The following is an 18,597-nucleotide window of genomic DNA, read 5'->3' as shown; positions in this document are numbered from 1 at the left end:
CCGACACGGAGGTCAGGCGGACGTCCGGCAGCCGTACGACCGCTGGACCGCCCTCGCGGCGAGCGCGCTCTCAGCCGCGCATCGCGAGGACTTCCTCGAACTCCACGTACGCGTGCGCGTCGAAGAGCACGAAGCGCACGTCCTCGACCGGCTCCACGGTCTCCGCCAGGACCGTGCGCACCGCGATCCGGGCCCCGTCGTCCATCGGCCAGCCGTAGATGCCGGTGGAGATCGCCGGGAACGCGATGGACTTGGCCCCCAACTCGGCGGCCAGGCGCAGGGATTCGCGGTAGCAGGAGGCGAGCAGGGCGGAGCGGTCCTGGGCGCCGGAGAAGACCGGGCCGACCGTGTGCACGATCCACCGCGCGTCGAGGCGTCCGGCGGCCGTGGCGACGGCCTTCCCGGTGGGCAGCCCCTTTCCGTACTGCGAGGCGCGCAGTTCACGGCAGGCGGCGAGGATGTCGGGTCCGCCGCGCCGGTGGATGGCGCCGTCGACTCCGCCGCCGCCGAGCAGCGAGGAGTTCGCCGCGTTGACGATGACGTCGACGGACTGGTCGGTGATGTCGCCGCGGACCAGACGTACGGCGGGAGAGACAGAGGTGCTCATGCGGACATCATGCCGCGCGCCGGGGGCCTCCGCCGCCCGGTCGGGGCGACCCGTCGGGCGGAGGCGAGGCGCGCTCCCTCCCGCGGGGCCGGGCGGCCGCTTCAGGAGGCCGCCCGCAGCCGCCGCCATACGGCCTTGGCGGCGTGGTGGCCGGACATGCCGTGCACCCCCGGCCCGGGCGGGGTGGCCGAGGAGCAGAGGAAGACCGCGGGGTGCGCGGTGGCGTACGGGACGCGGGCGAGCTTGGGGCGGATCAGGGTCTGGAGACCGGCGAAGGCTCCGCAGGCGATGTCGCCGCCGATGTAATTGGCGTTGCGCGCGGCGAGTTCGGGCGGTCCGGCGACCGCGCGGGCGAGGACCAGATCACGGAACCCCGGGGCGAAGCGCTCCAGTTGGCGTTCGATGACGTCGGTGGCGTCGCCCTCCCAGCCCGCCGGGACATGTCCGTACACCCAGAAGACATGGCGTCCCTCGGGGGCCCGGGAGGGGTCGGTCAGGGTGGGCTGGGCCGTGATGAGGAAGGGGGCGCTGGGGTCGCGGCCGTCGACGGCCGCCTTCAGTGCCGCGTCGATGGCGGTGGCGGTGGGGCCGATGTGGACGGTGCCCGCGCGGCGGGCCTCGGGCGCGGTCCAGGGGACGGGGCCGGACAGCGCGTAGTCGATCTTGAAGGCGGAGGCGCCGTAGCGGTAGCGGTGGTAGGCGCTGCCGAGTCCGGCGATACGGGCGAGGGCCGAGGGCGAGGTGTCGAAGATGTAGGCGCGGGCGGGCGGCAGTTCGTCCAGCCGCTTGACCTCGCTGCCGGTGCGGATCGTGCCGCCGTGTTCCCGGAGGAGGGAGGCGAGGGCGTCGGAGATGGCCTGGGAGCCGCCTCGCGGCACCGGCCAGCCGTTCTCGTGGGCGGCGAGCGCGAAGACGAGGGCGATGGCCGAGGTGGCGAAGCCGCTGGTGGGAGCAATGGCGTGGGCGGCGAGTCCGGCGAAGAGGCCGCGGGCCTTCTCGCCCTGGAAGCGCCGGGAGACCCAGGTGGCGGGCTGGAGGCCGAGCAGACCGAAGCGGGCCAGCCGGTACGGGTCGCGGGGCAGGCTCTCCCAGGGGGTGCGCAGGAAGTCGGCGGCGAGGGTGTCCCAGCGGCCGAGGAAGGGGGCCATGAGGCGGCGGTAGGCGCCGGCGTCGGCGGCCCCCAGCGTCATGGCGCTCTCGCCGACGGAGCGGGTGAGGGCGGCGGCCGTGCCGTCGGGGAAGGGGTGGGCGAGGCAGACCTCGGGGTGCAGCCATTCCAGGCCGTGCTGCTCCAGGGGCATCGCCCGGAACGCGGGCGAGCCGATCCCGAGGGGGTGCACGGCGGAACACGGGTCGTGCCGGAACCCCGGAAGGGTCAGCTCCTCGGTGCGCGCGCCTCCGCCGACGGTGTCGTGCGCCTCGTGGACCTCCACGGACAAGCCCCGGCGGGCCAGTTCGGCCGCGGCGGTCAGTCCGTTGGGCCCGGCGCCCACCACGACCGCATCGAGCATCGACGGCACCTTGGGACTCCTTCGTCGGCCGGCAGTCGGACTCCCAGGGTATGCGGCCCCACCGACAGCGCGGACGCGGACCCCGCTGATCCGCGTGGCGGCGGGCCCGGGGTCCTCGGCGACGGCCGAGGTCTCGCCTGCGGCCCGGCCCCGCCGCCGCCGACCCGGCACCCGGCTCCGTCAGCCGCCCGTCCGCAACGCCGTCAGGATCCGTTCGGCGGTGGCCTCGTCGCGCGCCGCCGTGAACGGCAGGTCGTTGCCGCCCGCGATCCGGAACGGGACGCCCGCCAGGGTCGACTGCGCGCCGCCGGCCTCGGTGACCAGGAGCAGTCCGGCCGCGTGGTCCCAGGCGTACTCCCAGTTGAACGCGGTGGCGTCCAGCTCCCCGCGCGCCACCGCGAGGTACTCCAGGCCCGCCGAGCCGCAGGGCCGGGCCGCGATGCCCTCGGCGCGCAGGCCGAGCAGCGCCCGCTTCTGGGCGTCGGTGGTGTAGTCGGGGTGGGACATCGCCACGTTCAGTACGGCGCCGGGGGCGGGGGCACCGGCGCGTATCGGGGTGCCGTTGAGCGTGGCGCCCCGGCCGCGTACGGCGACGGCCATCTCACCCAGGATCGGTGCGTACGTCCAGGAGGCGTGGACCTCGCCGTGCTGGGCGAGGGCGACCAGGGTGCAGAAACCGGCCTCCCCGCGGACGAACTGGCGGGTGCCGTCGACCGGGTCGACGATCCAGACGGGGGCGTCGCCGCCGAGGGCGTCGTAGACCGCCGGGTCGTCGTGGACGGATTCCTCTCCGACGACGACCGAGCCGGGCAGCAGCTCGGTGAGGGCTGCGGTGAGGTGTTCCTCGGCCAGCCGGTCGGCGGCGGTGACCAGATCGTGCGGCCCGCTCTTCTCGATGATCTCGTGGGCGGCGAGCTTCCGGTGCCGGGGCACGATCTCGGCCGCGGCGGCGGCGCGCACGGCGGCCTCGACCTCGGCCAGCGGTCCGGTGTCACCGGCGGTCCCGTACAGGAAGTCATCGATCATGGCTCCACCCAATCACGGTCGCCCGGTGAGACGGCCGCCGGGCGGTCGAAGGCGCTGGTCAGCGGGGTGCGAAGGCGCTGTGCGGCACCGTCGTGCGACGTGGGTCAGCAGCGCCGGGCGTACAGGGCGGCTCAGCGGCCGACGGCGTACCCCTGCATGCCGCGCGGATTGGCGGCGGCGGACAGGATGCCGGTCTCGGGGTCCCGGGCCACGGCGCACAGCCTCCCCTCCGACCAGGGTTCACCGACCGTGACGTCGTGGCCCCGGCGGCGCAGTTCCGCGACCACGCCGGGATCCATGCGGCCCTCCACGGTGACGCTGCCGGGGTGCATCGCGCGCGGATGGAAGGAGCCGGGGAAGCTGTCGTTGTGCCAGTTCGGCTCGTCGATCGCGCCCTGGAGGTCGAGCCCGCCGCGCACCGGGGCGCGCCGGGCGACGGCGAGGAAGAAGTGCACCTGCCACTGGTCCTGCTGGTCGCCGCCGGGCGTGCCGAACGCCATCACGGGCACGCCGTCGCGCAGGGCGAGGGAGGGCGTGAGGGTCGTGCGGGGGCGGCGGCCCGGCGTCAGGGAGTTGGGCAGTCCTTCGTCCAGCCAGGCCATCTGGAGCCGGGTGCCCAGCGGGAAGCCCAGCTCGGGCACGACCGGGTTGGACTGGAGCCAGCCGCCGCTGGGCGTGGCGGAGACCATGTTGCCCCACCGGTCGACGACATCCAGATGGCAGGTGTCGCCCCGGGTGGCGCCGTCGGGGCCGACCAGCTCGTCGGCCCCGGGGCGTGCGCCGCGCGCCATGGTCGGCTCACCCGCGCCGGGCGCCGGGAGGGAGCCTGGGCCGTCCGCGCCCGGCTTCCCGGCGGCGACCGCGCGGACATGGGCGGAGAGAAGCGGGGTACGGCCGCCGGGGCTGCCGGGACGCAGTTCGGTGGACGCGGTGTCCGTGATCAGCGCGCGGCGGTGGTTGTTGTACGAGTCGGAGAGCAGGTCTCCCAGGGGCACGTCGGCGGCGTCCCCGTACCAGGCCTCACGGTCGGCCATGGCGAGCTTGCAGCCCTCGACGAGCAGGTGGACGTAGTCGGCGGAGCCGTGCGCCGGCAGCTCGTCCGGGAGCAGCGCCATCTGCTGGAGGAAGGCGGGCCCCTGGCTCCAGCCGCCCGCCTTGGCCAGCGTCCAGCCGTTCCAGTCGTACGTGGCGGGGGCTTCGTACGACGCGGACCAGCCGGCCAGGTCGGCGGCGGTGAGCGTGCCGGTGTGCCGCTCGCCGCTGGTGTCCGGGGTGGGGACCGCCGCCTGCCGTACGAGGGCCTCGGCGACGAACCCTTCGCGCCAGATCCTGCGGGCGGCCTCGATCCGGGAGGTGCGGTCCGCTCCCCCGCTCTGTGCCGACTCGGCGATCAGACGTCGCCAGGTCGCGGCCAGGGCGGGGTTGCGGAACAGTTCGCCGGGGCGCGGGGAGCGGCCGCCGGGGAGGTAGACAGCGGCGGAGGTGGTCCACTCGGTCTCGAAGAGTCCGCGCACGGCCTCCACGGTCTCGCCGACCCGCTCGACGGGGGCGTGGCCGCTCTCGGCGTATTCGATCGCATGGCGCAGCACCTCGGCCAGGTCCTTGGTGCCGTAGTCGCGCAGGAGCAGCATCCAGGCGTCGAAAGCGCCGGGGACGGCGGCGGCCAGCGGCCCGGTGCCGGGGACGAGACCCAGACCGAGGGAGCGGTAGTGGGCGACGGTGGCCGCGGCGGGGGCAGGGCCCTGCCCGCACAGGACGCTCACCTCCCCGTCCGCGCCTGCCAGGATCATCGGGACCTCGCCGGCCGGGCCGTTGAGATGCGGCTCGACGACGTGGAGGACGAATCCGGCGGCGACGGCGGCGTCGTAGGCGTTGCCGCCCTCCTCCAGGACCGCCATCGCGGACTGGGAGGCCAGCCAGTGGGTGGAGGACACCATGCCGAAGGTGCCTTGGAGGGTGGGCCGGGTGGTGAACATACGGGCTCTCATTTCGCTGACTACGCGCATCGGACCGTCGAGTCTGGACGCAGAACGCGGCCCGGGTGCCACACCGCGCTTCGCTCGGCGGCATTCTCCACGCCGCCGGGATATCTGCCCATCCCCGAGAAGCAGGACGACCGCGGACCGCCATGTTCGGAACGCGAGATTCCGCTAGACGTCCGCCAGGGCTCGGCCTATTGGCTGCGGAAGCGGAGTTCACACTGCACGCGCACAGGAGTTCCGGCGGATATTCACGCGCCACGAATACCCACGGCATCCGCCCCGAGGTTCCGCCGAGGCGCGCGCCGCGTCCGTCACGCTCTCCCGCAGCGCCACCCCGGCCGGAAAGCAGCAGGTCAGAGCCGAATTCGTGGCCGCCAGGACACCACGGTGACCGAAAAGCGGGCCCCGGGGCCGCGGGCCGGCACCCGAGCGGGACAGGTTGTCCCGAACGCCGGATATAAAGATCAGAATTAGCCCACTTCCAGGATTCAAGTAGGCAGATTCAGCCACCGTGACCGACCCCTGTGTCACACCCATGATTATGGGGAAGCTTCTCGCCCAAGGGCACGTCTTCAACTGCGCTTTCCGCAAAAAAGCGCAGCTCAGGCACTTGATTGCCACTTGCCTTGTTCTCATGCATACTGACGTTCGGTTCACGTGTGCAATCCGAAAGGCGGTTGGCGTGTCGGTGCGACGATTACCTTTACTCCTGGGCGGTCGGCATACCGGTCGCGCACCGGAGACCTGTTTATTCCGATGCGGCAATGCCTGTGCCGGACACGCGCCCAATACCTCGGGGAACCGCTATTTCGGCAGCGTACTGCGCGAATCCATCTCCCGCAGAAACCTGCTCGGGGCCGGAGCCGTCGCGCTCTCCGCTCCGCTCATCGCCTCCACCACGTCGACCGCCGCGGCCAGGAGCGCCTCCGGGAAGACTCCCGCCGGATCGCCTGCTGGAGAGCCCCCCGCTTTCCCCGCGGTCCCGCCGGACAGCGGTGACCGCGTCACCGTCCCCGATGGCTTCACGTACGACGTGCTCCTCCGCTGGGGCGACCCGGTGCTCGCCGGGGCCCCGGACTTCGACTTCGGCAACCAGAGCGAGGCAGCGCAGTCAGGCCAGTTCGGTCCGAACAACGACTACTGCGCGCTCGTCCCGCTGCGCTCCGACGACCGGTGGCTCATGGTGAGCAACCACGAGTACGTCAACGAGCTGCTGATGTTCCCCGACTGGAACCCCGAGGGACCGTCCGAGGAGCATGTCCGTACCTCCTGGGCGGCGTACGGAATGTCCGTGGTGCTGGTGGAACGCAGGCGTGCCGGGGGCCGGCTCAGGGCCCGGTCCTCCTCCCGGTGGAACCGCCGTATCACCCTGCACACCCCCTTCGAGGTGCGCGGCCCGGCGGCGGGGTCGCCGCTGCTGCGCACCGAGGCCGACCCGACCGGCCGCAGAGTGCTCGGCACCATGGCCAACTGCGCGGGCGGCACGACCCCCTGGGGCACCGTGCTCTCCGGCGAGGAGAACGTGCACATGCCGTTCGCCCGAGCGGAGAAGCCGACGGACCCGCTGGTCAAAGAGGGCCTGAAGCGCTATGGCTTCGCTGAGGGGCCCTCGCTGCGAGCCTGGGAGAAGTACGACCGGAGGTTCGACCTCGGCAAGGAGCCGCACGAGGCACACCGGTTCGGCTGGATCGTCGAGGTCGACCCCTCCGACCCGGATTCGGTGCCGGTCAAACACACCGCGCTCGGACGCTTCAAGCACGAGGGCGCGACGATCAGCGTCGCCGCCGACGGCCGCGTGGTCGCCTACATGGGCGACGACGAACGTTTCGAGTACATCTACAAGTTCGTCTCGGACGGGCGGATGCGCCGGGGCGACAGCTGGTCCGCCCGGCGGCACAACATGCGGCTGCTGGACTCCGGCACCCTCTACGCGGCCCGTTTCACCGGCGACAGCCCTGCCGAGGAGATCGACGGCACGGGAAAGCCGCCCGGTGACGGCGAGTTCGACGGCACCGGAAAGTGGCTGCCACTCGCCCACGACGACCGCAGCTTCGTCCCCGGAATGAGCGCCGACGAGGTCTACGTCTTCACCCGGCTCGCGGCCGACCGCGCGGGCGCGACCCGGATGGACCGACCGGAGGACGTCGAGGCCGACCCTCGCACGGGGCGGGTCTACGCCGCGCTGACCAACAACGACTACCGCGGCGCTGCCGGCCTGCCGGGCCCCGACGAGGCGAACCCGCGCAAGGACAACCGCGACGGCCACGTACTGGAGCTGTGCGAGCGCGGGGACGACCCGACAGCGGAGCGCTTCGTCTGGCGTCTGATGCTGGTCTGCGGCGACCCCGACTCGCCTAGCAGCTACTACGCCGGCTACGACAAGTCGCGGGTCAGCGCGATCTCCTGCCCCGACAACCTCGCCTTCGACCCGGCCGGCAACCTGTGGATCGCGACCGACTCGGGCGGCCGGGGCGGCGTCAACGACGGCCTCTACATGGTGCCGCTCAGCGGCCCCGAGCGCGGCAGGGTGCAGCGATTCCTCACCATCCCGGCGGGCGCGGAGTGCTGCGGTCCGGTGGTCGGCGAGGACTACGTCCTGGTCTCGGTCCAGCATCCGGGTGAACTCCCCGGCGCCACCCCGAGCAACCCCGCCTCCCACTGGCCCGACGGCGCGGACTCCCAGCCCAGGGCCGCCGTGATCGCCGTCCGCAGGGAGGACGGCGGCCCCATCCTGCGGCACGGCGGCTGACGCCGGTCCGTCCCGACTCCCGCACCGGGCCGCCCCGCGGTGTGCCCCGGCGGGAGCGGGCCGCCGGCCGGTCGCGTACCGGAACCCCACCCGGGCGCCCCGCGCCAGGGGCTGCGCGCAGCCGCGCCGGCGGTGTGGCGGCCCCTCAACCGCTCTGCTCGCCCTGAGGCCGTGGCAGGAGACTGCCCGCCCTTCACGCAGTTCGTTCCCCGCACTGACGACAAGTGGATGGAGACAGGTGGATATGCAATCCTCGGTCAATTTCTCACCGGCGGCGGATTTCTACGACAGCACCCGGGGCGGCGAGGCCCGGGGTCGGAGAATCGCCCCCGCCGTGGCCTCCCGCACCTCCAAGGGCGAACTCATCCTGGACGCGGGCATGGGAACCGGCGTGGTCGCACTGGCGCTCCACGAGCAGGGCTACCCGGTGGTGGGGATCGACCTCTCCCACTCCATGCTGACCAAGGCGGTCGGCCGGATCGGCCAGGTGGCAGCCGCCGCTTCGCTGGAGGACCTCCCCTTCCCCGACGAGACGTTCAGCCAGGCCTACAGCGTCTGGGTCACGCATGTCGTCGGCGATCTGCGCAAGGGCCTCTCGGAGGTGCACCGGGTTCTCAAGCCCGGCGGACGGTACGTCGTCATCCCGGGGATGATCCTCTTCGACGACCACCCGGTCAGCCAGATCATGGAGACGATCCAGTCCCGCACCGCCGAGGCCGACGATCGCGCCGACCGGATCGTGCCGCTGGCCGAGTCGGTCGGGTTCAAGGCGGTGGAGGTCGGAGAGCTGGAGGCGGCCACGCACGAGCACAGCCCCGAGACGATCGCCTCCGGGCTGGAGCAGCGGATGCTCTACCACCTGTGGGCCGTCGACGACTCCGTCTACGAGGAGAAGGTCGAGCCGCTGGTGAGGCAGTTGCGCGCGCTGCCCGATCCCGAGGCGCCGGTCGTGCGGCAGACCCGCCGGCAGATCCTGGTGCTGGAGAAGCAGGTATGAGCGGCTCGCGGCTCACCCCCGCCGATCTCGCGCGGCAGCTGTCCGCCGATCCGCTGATCGCCATGATCACCGAGCCCGAGGCGCCCGCCGTGCCCACGGTGACGGAGGAGCTGGGCAAGGCCGGCATCCGTGCCGTGGAGATCACGCTCACCTCGCCGAACGCGCTGCGCACGCTCAGCGAGAGTGTCGCCACCGGGGCCACGCTGGTGGGCGCCGGCACCGTCCGGGACGCCGACACCGTGAAGCGCGCGGTCGACGCGGGGGCGCACTACCTGCTCACCCCGGGAGTCATCCCCGAGGTCCTCGCCGCGGCGGGCGAACTGGGGGTCCCGGTGGTTTGCGGGGCGTTCACCACCACGGAGGTGATGGAGGCGCACCGGCTCGGCGCGGCGCTGGTCAAGCTCTTCCCCGCCCGCATGGGCGGACCGGCCTACCTCGCCTCGCTCACCATGGCGTTCCCCGACATCCCGATCGTGCCGACCGGGGGCATCACCGCCGACGACCTGGCGGACTACTTCGCTGCGGGGGCGCACGCGGCGGCTCTCGGCAGGCCGCTGATCGGCGACTCCCTGCGGGGCGGGGACCTGTCCGGCATCCGGGAGCGCTCGCACGCGCTGCTGGAGGTCGCCCGGTCCTCCAGGCCGCGCTAGCACCGCCCATTTCGGCGTACGGCCTGCTCGTCCGCGCTTCCTCATCCGCAGTTCGCCCTTCGCCCTGCGGCGTCGGGGAACCGCGGTCTGCCTGGTGAAAGGAAGATCACGTGCGTTTGGACCGGTCCTTCGAACTCGACCGCAAGGCCGAGCAGATCGATGCTCTGGCAGCCAAGAGAAAGAACGTCATCGCCTCCGACCAGATGGTCGAGGGGCACTACCCCGTCTTCGCCGAACGAGCGGCAGGCGCCCACTTCTGGGACGTGGACGGCAACAAGTATCTCGACTTCTTCCTCTCCTACGGCACGGTCATCCTCGGCCACGCCGATCCGGACGTGGACGACGCCGTGGTCCGGGAGATCCGGCGCGGCTTCGCGGTGGGCCTGATGAAGCCCGTGCAGACCGAACTCGTCGAGGAACTCCTGGAGATCATCCCGGGTGCCGAGATGGGCATGCTGCTCAAGACCGGTTCGGACGCGACCGGCGCGGCGGTGCGGCTGTCCCGCGCGTTCACCGGCCGCGACCGGGTGGTGCGCTGGGGCTACAACGGCTGGCACGACTGGTGCGCCCAGTGGGACACAGGTGTCCCGGCCGCCAGTCGCGAACTGGTCGACACCTTCACCTACAACGACCTGGACTCGCTGCGGGCGCTCTTCGAGCGTCATCCGGACAGCATCGCCTGCGTGGTGATGATGCCTTTCATGGTCGAGGCGCCCGAGCCCGGCTTCCTGGAAGGCGTACGCGAACTCACCCGCGAGTACGGGGCGTTGCTGGTCTTCGACGAGATCCGCTCGGCCTTCCGGCTGGCGCTCGGCGGCGCGCAGGAGCACTACGGTGTGACCGCGGACCTGGTGACGCTCTCCAAGGCGTTCGCCAACGGGTACGCCGTGTCGGCCCTGACGGGTCGCGCCGACGTGCTGCGCACGCTGGAGAAGGTGCACATCTCCTCCACTTACTACTCCAACGCCGATGCCATGGCCGCGGCGCTGGCCACGGTCCGCAAACTGCGGTCCGGGGACCATCTCGCGCACATCTGGCGGCTGGGCGAGCGGCTCCAGAACGGGCTGCGTGAGCTGACCGTCAAGAGCGGTACCCCGGTGGAGGTGGTGGGCCACCCGCCCATGCCGTTCCTGGACTTCGCGATGGGCGGCGAAGACGACAACCAGCGTGCGAAGCGCGTGTTCTACGCCGCGACCATAGCCGAGGGAGTCTTCTTCCACCCCAACCACCACTGGTTCGTCTCCGCGGCCACGACCGAGGCCGACATCGACCAGGCGCTGGAGGCCGCCCGCAGCGGGTTCGAGGCGTTGGTGGCCGAGGGCTGGACGCGCGAGGCCCTGGAGGCGCGTTCATGAGCGGCACCACACCCCCCGCCTCCACCACCAGGGCTTCCGCGCCCGCACCGCACGCGGGCGCCGTCGGGCGGCCGGGCGTCGACCACGGCTGGGGCATGCGCCATCCGCGTACGGTCACCGAGCGCCACTGGGCCGAGGAGCAGGAGGTCATCGGCCCGGGGCTGCAGGCGGTCATGCTGCTCTCCCGGCTCTGTGTGGAGTCCGCCGACGGCGCCGAACTGACGGACGTCGACGGCAATCGCATCCTCGACTTCCAGGGAGCAGGCGGCGTCAACTCCCTGGGCCATGCCGAACCCCGCTTCGTCGCGGCGATGGCGCAGGAGCTGGGCCGGGCCACCGCGGGCGCCTTCGGGACGCCCGCGCGGCTGGAGATGACCCGCGTCCTGCGGGATTTCCTGCCCGACGACCTGGAGACCATCCAGCTCTACAGCGGCGGCACCGAGGCGGTGGAGGCCGCTCTGCGGCTGGCCAAGTCGGTCACCGGCAAACACGAGTTCCTGTCCTTCTGGGGCGGCTTCCACGGCAAGACGATGGGCTCGCTGGCGCTCACGGCGGGCGCCCGCTCGGGACTGGGACCGCTGCCGCCGGGCTACTTCTCCACGCCGTACGCCAACTGCTACCGGTGCCCCTTCAAACTCCGGGCCCCCGAGTGCGGCTTCGCCTGCGTCGACCACGCCCGGAAGGTCATCAAGGAGAACAGCACCGGTGCGCTCGCCGCGATCGTGGTCGAGCCGGTGCAGGGCCGTTCCGGCAACGTCGTGCCCCCGCCCGGCTACCTCTCCGCGCTGTCGGAGGTGGCCGAGGAGTTCGACGCGCTGCTGATCTCGGACGAGATGATGACCGGCTTCGGCCGGACCGGGGCCCCGTTCGCCTACCAGCACGAGGACGTCCGGCCCGACGTGCTGACCGTGGGCAAGGGCATGGGAGGCGGCTACCCGGTGACCGGGGTCATCGCCTCCGCGCGGACGATGGCGGCCGAGCCCTTCTCCGAGCCGAGCGCCAGTTCCTCCAGTTTCGGCGCCTTCCCCATGGCGTGCCGCGCGGTGGGCACGACCACGAGCATCCTGGTGCAGGACAAGCTGGTGGAGAACGCCGCCGAGCGCGGACGGGAGATGCTCGCCGCGTTGCGGCCGCTGGCCGAGACCGCCCCGCTCGTCGGTGATGTGCGCGGTATGGGCCTGGCCATCGGGATCGAGCTGGTGGTCGACAAGCAGACGCGCGAGCCGGCGCCCAAGAGCCTGGTGCAGCGCGTCTATCTCCAGCTGATGGAGGCCGGGGTGCTCGTCATGCTCGGCGGCAACACCCTCCGGCTCTATCCGCCCCTGTCGATCGGACGGCAGCAGGCCGATACCGCGGTGGGGATCATCTGTGAGGTCCTCGACTCCCTGGGGGAGGACCGATGAGCGGCGCACTCGACCCGTCCGCCCTGCTGGCGGTCGCCGAGGAGGCGGCCGCCGGGGCGGCCGACGAGCTGCTGCGGAGGCGTGGTCGCACCCACGCGGTGGCGACCAAGGAGAACGACTCGCTGGTCAGCGACGCCGACACCGCCGCCGAACGGCTGGTGCTCCGCGTGCTGCGCGAGCGCACCCCGGGGTTCGGCATCGTCTCGGAGGAGGCCGGAGCCGACCTCGTCCCGGGCGCGCCGCACTGGATCGTCGACCCGCTGGACGGCACCACCAACTACCTGCGCGGGCTGCCGGACTACGCGGTCGCCCTCGCGCTGATCGAGGAGGGGCGTACGACCCTGTCCTGCGTCGTACTGCCCGAGTCCGGAGCGCGGTTCACCGCGCTCGCCGGGCGGGGCGCCTACCGGGACGGGCAGCGCATAGCCGTGGCGCGGGAGGTCCCGGGGCGTTCGCTGACCGGTACGGGCTTCGGTACGGCCGGGGTGGTGCGCGAGGCGCAGCGCTCGGTCGCCGACAGTCTGCTGCGGGGCGGATTCGAGATCCGCGAGCCGGGCAGTGCCTCGGTCGGACTGTGCCGCACGGCATGCGGCGCCTACGACGGCTATCTCGAATTCGGTATCGAGGTGTGGGACACCGCTCCCGGTGCGCTGCTCGTCCAGGAGGCCGGTGGGGTGGTGACGGGCTGGGGCGGTACGCCCTTCGATCCGGCGGACGGTGACCTGATCGCCGCCGCGCCCGCGGTGCACGCGCGGCTGGTGGACGCGGGCGGCGCACGGCCGCCGGTGCCGGCGACGGGAGGTGCGAAGTGAACGAGTCGTTGAAGGTGGCCCTTTCGGGTTTCGGCACCTCCGGGGGCGCACGGCTCGCCGGCTACCGCTCGGTCGTCGGCGCGGACGTCGTCGCCGTGGTGGAACCGGGCGCGGAGAGCAGGGCGCGGGCGGCGCAACTGCTCGACGGCGGGGAGGTGTTCGTCTCGCTGGAGGAGCTGCTCGCCTCACCGGCCGGTGCCTCGCTGGACGTGGTGGACATCTGCAGCCCGCCCGTGTTCCACGTACCGCAGACCAGGGCGGCGCTCACCGCGGGCGTCCATGTCATCTGCGAGAAGCCGGTCGCGGTCACCGGTGAGGAGGCGCGCGGCCTGGTGGAGCTGGCGCGTTCGCGCGGGCGGCTGCTCTTCCCGTTCCACAACTACGGGACCTCACCGGTGATGCATGAGCTGTCGGCCGCGGTGGAGGGGGCGGGGATCGGCCGGCTGGAGTCGGCGGTCTTCCGCATCCTGCGCGACCGCCACGCACGCGGTGTCGTGGGGTTCGCGCCGGACTGGCGCCGTTCCCGCGAACTGGCCGGCGGCGGAATCCTGCTGGACCACGGCACGCACTGCGTGTACATGGCGCTGCGGCTGTTCGGCAGGCCGCCCAAGGGAGTCTCCTGCACGGTCGGCCGGGCCGGCGATGACCCGCTGGCGGTCGACGAGGAGGCCCGGGTGCGGCTGGACTTCGGCGACGCGCACTGCGACATCGAGCTGAGCTGGGTCAGCGGCGTGCGCTCCAACCACTACGCGGTGCACGGGTCCGGCGGATGGCTGCGCATCGACGACGGAGTGGTCGAGGGCGTCGCGGACGGGAGCACCCATCGGCGGAGCCTGGTCTCCCCGAGCAAGGACCAGACCCATCTGGAGTGGTTCCCGCCGATGTACCGCGAGTTCCGCCAGGTGCTCGCCGATCCCTCGTCCTGGCACCGGCCGGCGACGGAGATCTTCGAGACCGCCCGGATCGTGGAGTGCGCGTACGCGTCCGCCGCGGCGGGCGGTGGGGAAGTGCCGCTGTGAGCACGGTGCGTGCCGCCCCGGCGGCGGCACGCACCGCTCCGTTCAGCCGACGGCGGGCAGTCCGATCGCGCGGGTGAGCAGCGGTGCCTCCTCGGTCAGGTTGTCCAGTGCCGTGGAACGTTCATGGGAGGCGAAGTAGTGGCAGATCACACGGTCTTCCCGGTCCGGGAGCCACTCCAGACGACCCGACCGGTAGGGCTCCTCCAGACTCTCCGACACGATGCCGGGCCGGCCGCCGAGCAGCGAGTACGACATCTGTGTGACGTAGCGCGGCGCGAAGCTGATCTCGCGGGGCAGTCCGGCCAGGGTGCGCTCCAGGAAGTCGGCGTCGAAGAAGCGCATCCGGTCCACGGCGGAGAACCCGCAGCACATGTACCGCACGTGGGGCACGCCCGGAAGGTGGTCGGCTATCCAGTGCACTCCCTGCGGCTCCCAGCCGAACTCGGGCGAGTAGAGGAACGCGGGCCGCTCCCGCTCCGGTGCGGCGGCCCATTCGATCAGCCGCCGCGGGCGGTTGAGGAAGACCACGTCGCTGTCCATGCTCACCACCGACCGGGACTCGGCGAGCAGGAAGTAGTCCACCAGCTGGAGGATGCGGACGTTGTTCCGCCGCACCGCGGCGAGCACCGGGTGGTCGGCCAGCAGCTCGGCCACCCGGGCGTCGGCCTCCGCACGCCCGATGACGCGCACACCGGGGACGAGTCGCTTGAGCCGCGCCGTGTCGGTGGCGGTGAGCGTGCCGTCGTCGTGGACGACGGGTGTGACCTCCGCCCAGCAGCGGGCCAGCGACTTCGCCGCGAAGAGGTACAGCGGCACATGGTCGGACGAGACCAGGCTGTGCACCTCCACGTCGTGGCTTCCGGTGAACTCCGGCACCCGGGCGCCGAAGAGGCCGCGAGTGACGGTGAACGCCGTTCCGGCGCCGCCGGAACGCCCGGCTCCGTGGGGGGAGGCGGTCTCGGTCTGGCTCATACGGATCTCCTTCAGCAAAGAGGGAAGAACATGGACGTACCGGTTGATTATCCGCAAATTGGCTCGGATAATAAAGAGTTGACGTGGCTTCACTTCTCCGCGCCCCAGGCGGAGGTGGTGCGTGAGGCGATGGCGCTCCTCGTTCCGGGACCGACGGATCTGCCCGGCGAACGGGAGCCCGGCGCACGCGAGGCCGGGGCGGTGCACTACGCCGACCGGCTGCTCGGCGCCTTCCGTGTTGACCCGCCGCTGATCTACGCCGTCGGCTCCGGCACCGCGCACGTACCGCTCTCGCCGGAGCAGCGCCACGGATGGCTGCGCCGGGTGAAGGAGTTGCAGGACGCCTACGGCGAGGGAACGGCCCTCCTCGACCGGCTCGCCGACGGGGACTTCGCCGCCGCTTCCGCCGAGGCGCGCCACCGCGCCCTGCGCGACCCTCGGGCACGCGCCTTCCGCGGCCTGCTCTTCGACCACGCCATCGAGGGGACCTACGGCGATCCGGTCTACCGCGGACGCCCCGCATCCGACAGCACCGTGCTCGCCACCCCGGCCGTGCCGCCGTCCCCGACCGGCCGCCCCACTCCCCCCGGCACCGGCGCCCAAGGCGCTCCCGTCCCGTACGGCGACGAGACCGCCGCACTCCTGCGCGACTTCACCGCCGCCGCGCGCCACGTGGTCCTGGGCGGCGAGGATGGCTGAGCGGGCGGTGGTGATCGGGAGCGGCCCCGGCGGCTCGGTGGCCGCGATGGTGCTCGCGGAGAGCGGCTGGGACGTCACCGTGCTCGAACGCGGCCCCAGCCACTTCGACGACCTCGCCGTCCCGGCCCCAACGCACCGCTTCTCCTCCGACGAGGTGAAGGGGGCGATCCGGGGCTTCGAGTACCCCGACGTGCTGGCCGAGCCCCGGGTCTACGAGGAGCGCCGGCCCGGCGGCGGCCGCCGCACGGGTTTCGTCAACGCGCTGCCGGCCACGGTGGGCGGCGGCTCGGTGCACTGGGACGCCAAGACCCCGCGCCTGTGGGACCTGGACTTCTCCAAGCGCTCCCTGCTCGGGCCGCTGCCGGACGCCGACGTACGCGACTGGCCCTTCGACTACGCGCAACTCGCCCCGTACTACGAGGAGATGGAGCGCATCCTCGGCGTCCAGGGCGCCCTGGACCAGCTGCCGGACTCCCCCACCCTGCGGCACGCGCCGCGCGCGGGCGACTTCCCCATGCCGCCGGGGCCGGACCAGTCCTCCTCGCTGCGCATCGCCACCGCCGCCCGCACCCTCGGGCTGCGGCCCTTCCCCATGCCGATGGCCGCCAACTCCCGCGCCTACGACGGTCGCCCGGCATGCCTGGACTGCGGTGCGTGCTGCGGCTACGGCTGCCCCAACCAGTCGCGCGGCAGCGCTTTGGTGCCCCTGCGGCGGGCGGTACTGGCCGGCGCCGAGGTGATCCCGCTGGCGACCGCGACCCGGGTCCGGTACGAGGGCCGACGCGCCCGTTCGGTGATGTGGCGCGACGCGGACGGCCACGAGCACGAACTGCCCGCCCACCGCGTGGTCCTGGCGGGCTCGGCGGTGGAGACCTGCCGGCTGGCGCTGCTCTCCGGACTTCCCGACCCGGCCGGGCTGGTGGGCCGGTATCTGATGTTCCACTGGTACTCGGTCGCCTACGGGCTGTTCAGCTGTGAGCGGGTGCGCGGGGAGCGCGGCAGGAACATCACCCACGCGCTGGACGATTTCGCCGACCCGGACCACCCCGGCGCCCGCGCCGCCGCGAAGGAGGCGGGGCTGCCCTACTTCCGCGGCGGGGTGGTGGAGCTCGGGGGAACGCCACTGGGGCGGGTGGCCGAGGGCCGCGTCTACCGCCGGCTGCTTCCTGAGCTGGCCGAGGTGCCGTACGGGGCGGCGTTCAAGCGCCTGATGGACGACAGCCCCCTCCGCGACCGTCTGCTGGGCGTCCAGATGCACGGCGAGGACGTACCCCAGTGGGAGAACACCGTGACGCTGGACCCCCGGCTCCGGGACTGGCGTGGTGTACCCGTACCCCGCATCCACTGGACGCCGCACGCGCACGAGATCGCGGCCCAGCGCTTCTATCTGCCCCGTCTCGCGGAGCTGCTGCGCGCGGCCGGAGCCGATGCCGTCGCGGCGCTGCCCGAGACGCGGTCGGCGGCCTTCCCCGACGAACCGGCCTTCGTGCCGGGCAACTTCCACACGCTGGGCGGGATGCGCATGAGCGAGGACCCGAACGACGGCGCCACCGACGGTGAGGGGCGGCTGCACGGCATGGACAACGTCTTCGCCGCCGACGGCAGCCTCTTCCCCGGCTCCGGGGCGCACAACCCGACTCTGACCTTGATGGCGACCGTACTGCGGAACACCAGGAGGACGACGTGAGCGACCACAGTCCCGTACTCAGGGCCGCGGCAGCGCGCCCGCACACTCCCGCGTACGCCTTCGAACCGACGGCGGCCCTGGGCTGGAAGAGCATCGGGCTCGACGGACTGGGCTGCTTCCTGCGCTCGGTCGAAGCGGTGCTGATGGGGCACGGCTACGGAGGAAGAGAGATCGCCCAGGGCCTGGCCCTGCCGTTGGACCTGGTCCGGCGCGGCGAGTGGTACGGCCCGATGAGCGACTTCCCCGCGTGCACGGTGCGCTGGCATCTGACCGGGATCGGCGAGGGCGCACGACAGTGGCCCCTGATCGCCGAGAAGCTGGACACCGGCACCCCGGTGGTGCTGATGCCCGACGGCTACCACTGGCCCGGCGACAAGTACGAGGGCCGGGAACACTTCCATCACCACATGGTGCTCGCCCACCGGCTCGACGAGCGGGGTCTGCACGTGCTGGACGTCGACGCTCCGGCCGCCGAGGGCTACCGCCGGACCCTCACGGTCGACTCCGAGCTGCGGGAGGCCTGTTCGCGCGTCGCGCTGGTCGAGGACATCGCGCCACCGCGCGCACGCCCCGCCGAGGAGGCGGCCGACGCGCTGATCCCCGCCTCGCTGCCCGCGCTGGCCGAGGACATCGCCGAGCTGCGGGCGTTCCACAGCAGGGTGTGGCCCGGCGGACCGCTGCCGGCGCTGGTCGCCGCGGGCATCGACGTCCTGGTGCTCGGCGACATCCAGCCGCAGCTGTTTCTGTTCGGCCACGCGCTCGCCGACGCCGGCCAGGAGTCCGTGCGGCGGGTCTCGCAGGCCGCGCTGACCGCCGCGGCACGGGCGCAGAAGCTCGGGCTGCTGATGCTGGGGCTCCACCGCTTCCAGGCCGAAGGCGTCTACGCCGTCGCACACGAGGAGATCCCGCTGCTCGCCGACAGCCTGGAGGGACTGCTGAACGAGATGCACCGCTGGAACGGGAGCGAGCGCCCTTCGGCCGTCGAGACGGACGGCGCGCGCATCACCCGCCGACTGCTCGGCGAGACACAGTGGTGCTTTGGTGCGGGAAAACCCCTGGAGAATCTGGAGAACTTCGCCCGCGGGTAATCCGAAAAGCAACCGGCGGACTTTCGAAAGGCCCTGTGGA

15 protein-coding genes are annotated in these 18,597 nt (G+C 72.4%); 10 read left to right on the top strand and 5 right to left on the bottom strand.

Translation table 11 applies throughout. The annotated features are described in order from the left end of the window. Positions 1–70 precede the first annotated feature (70 nt). The 4 genes from RNL97_RS27675 to RNL97_RS27660 form a co-directional block, all read right to left on the bottom strand. Positions 71–607 (bottom strand): O-acetyl-ADP-ribose deacetylase, encoded by a 537-nt coding sequence (locus RNL97_RS27675; RefSeq protein WP_313751326.1) that lies wholly within the window; start codon positions 605–607, stop codon positions 71–73. Between the two features lie 101 nt (positions 608–708). Continuing rightward, positions 709–2,127 (bottom strand): phytoene desaturase family protein, encoded by a 1,419-nt coding sequence (locus RNL97_RS27670; RefSeq protein ID WP_243315742.1) that lies wholly within the window; start codon positions 2,125–2,127, stop codon positions 709–711. A 171-nt stretch (positions 2,128–2,298) separates the two neighbouring features. Continuing rightward, positions 2,299–3,144 (bottom strand): inositol monophosphatase family protein, encoded by an 846-nt coding sequence (locus RNL97_RS27665; protein WP_030583047.1) that lies wholly within the window; start codon positions 3,142–3,144, stop codon positions 2,299–2,301. Between the two features lie 131 nt (positions 3,145–3,275). Further along, positions 3,276–5,120, bottom strand: coding sequence for a gamma-glutamyltransferase family protein (locus tag RNL97_RS27660; protein ID WP_030583050.1), 1,845 nt, complete (start codon positions 5,118–5,120; stop codon positions 3,276–3,278). A gap of 694 nt (positions 5,121–5,814) precedes the next feature. On the opposite strand from RNL97_RS27660, the gene RNL97_RS27655 reads away from it, so the two are divergent. From RNL97_RS27655 to RNL97_RS27625, 7 genes are all read left to right on the top strand, one after another. Beyond that, complete coding sequence (locus RNL97_RS27655; RefSeq protein ID WP_243316473.1) at positions 5,815–7,875, top strand: PhoX family protein; 2,061 nt, start codon at positions 5,815–5,817, stop codon at positions 7,873–7,875. A gap of 244 nt (positions 7,876–8,119) precedes the next feature. Beyond that, positions 8,120–8,872, top strand: coding sequence for a class I SAM-dependent methyltransferase (locus RNL97_RS27650; RefSeq protein ID WP_050500037.1), 753 nt, complete (start codon positions 8,120–8,122; stop codon positions 8,870–8,872). Further along, positions 8,869–9,522: a bifunctional 4-hydroxy-2-oxoglutarate aldolase/2-dehydro-3-deoxy-phosphogluconate aldolase gene (locus tag RNL97_RS27645; RefSeq protein ID WP_030583059.1), complete on the top strand. Its 654-nt coding sequence runs from the start codon at positions 8,869–8,871 to the stop codon at positions 9,520–9,522. Before RNL97_RS27650 ends, RNL97_RS27645 begins: the two co-directional genes overlap by 4 nt. 110 nt (positions 9,523–9,632) lie before the next feature. Further along, entirely contained in the window at positions 9,633–10,877 is a 1,245-nt protein-coding gene (locus RNL97_RS27640) for an aspartate aminotransferase family protein (protein ID WP_243315739.1), read from the top strand. After that, positions 10,874–12,280, top strand: coding sequence for an aspartate aminotransferase family protein (locus RNL97_RS27635; RefSeq protein ID WP_050500038.1), 1,407 nt, complete (start codon positions 10,874–10,876; stop codon positions 12,278–12,280). Before RNL97_RS27640 ends, RNL97_RS27635 begins: the two co-directional genes overlap by 4 nt. Further along, entirely contained in the window at positions 12,277–13,092 is an 816-nt protein-coding gene (locus RNL97_RS27630) for an inositol monophosphatase family protein (RefSeq protein ID WP_050500039.1), read from the top strand. The genes RNL97_RS27635 and RNL97_RS27630 overlap by 4 nt, the downstream gene beginning before the upstream one ends. Beyond that, complete coding sequence (locus RNL97_RS27625) at positions 13,089–14,111, top strand: Gfo/Idh/MocA family protein (RefSeq protein ID WP_243315736.1); 1,023 nt, start codon at positions 13,089–13,091, stop codon at positions 14,109–14,111. The genes RNL97_RS27630 and RNL97_RS27625 overlap by 4 nt, the downstream gene beginning before the upstream one ends. Before the next feature lie 42 nt (positions 14,112–14,153). Here the strand turns inward: RNL97_RS27625 and RNL97_RS27620 are convergent, their stop codons facing one another. Next, positions 14,154–15,083: a hypothetical protein gene (locus RNL97_RS27620; RefSeq protein ID WP_030583074.1), complete on the bottom strand. Its 930-nt coding sequence runs from the start codon at positions 15,081–15,083 to the stop codon at positions 14,154–14,156. A gap of 78 nt (positions 15,084–15,161) precedes the next feature. On the opposite strand from RNL97_RS27620, the gene RNL97_RS27615 reads away from it, so the two are divergent. The 3 genes from RNL97_RS27615 to RNL97_RS27605 are packed head-to-tail and all read left to right on the top strand — an operon-like array spanning position 15,162 to position 18,557. Beyond that, the gene (locus RNL97_RS27615; protein ID WP_158709125.1) at positions 15,162–15,782 is read left to right on the top strand and encodes a gluconate 2-dehydrogenase subunit 3 family protein; all 621 of its coding nucleotides are present in this window, start codon (positions 15,162–15,164) and stop codon (positions 15,780–15,782) included. Continuing rightward, positions 15,775–17,469, top strand: a complete 1,695-nt coding sequence (locus RNL97_RS27610) for a GMC family oxidoreductase (RefSeq protein WP_313751325.1) — start codon at positions 15,775–15,777, stop codon at positions 17,467–17,469. The genes RNL97_RS27615 and RNL97_RS27610 overlap by 8 nt, the downstream gene beginning before the upstream one ends. Then, complete coding sequence (locus RNL97_RS27605) at positions 17,466–18,557, top strand: cysteine peptidase family C39 domain-containing protein (RefSeq protein ID WP_050500040.1); 1,092 nt, start codon at positions 17,466–17,468, stop codon at positions 18,555–18,557. Before RNL97_RS27610 ends, RNL97_RS27605 begins: the two co-directional genes overlap by 4 nt. Positions 18,558–18,597: the final 40 nt, after the last annotated feature.

It is taken from the genome of Streptomyces parvus (assembly GCF_032121415.1).
In the GTDB taxonomy this organism is placed as follows: domain Bacteria; phylum Actinomycetota; class Actinomycetes; order Streptomycetales; family Streptomycetaceae; genus Streptomyces; species Streptomyces globisporus_A.
This window is presented reverse-complemented; position numbering and strand designations above follow the sequence as displayed.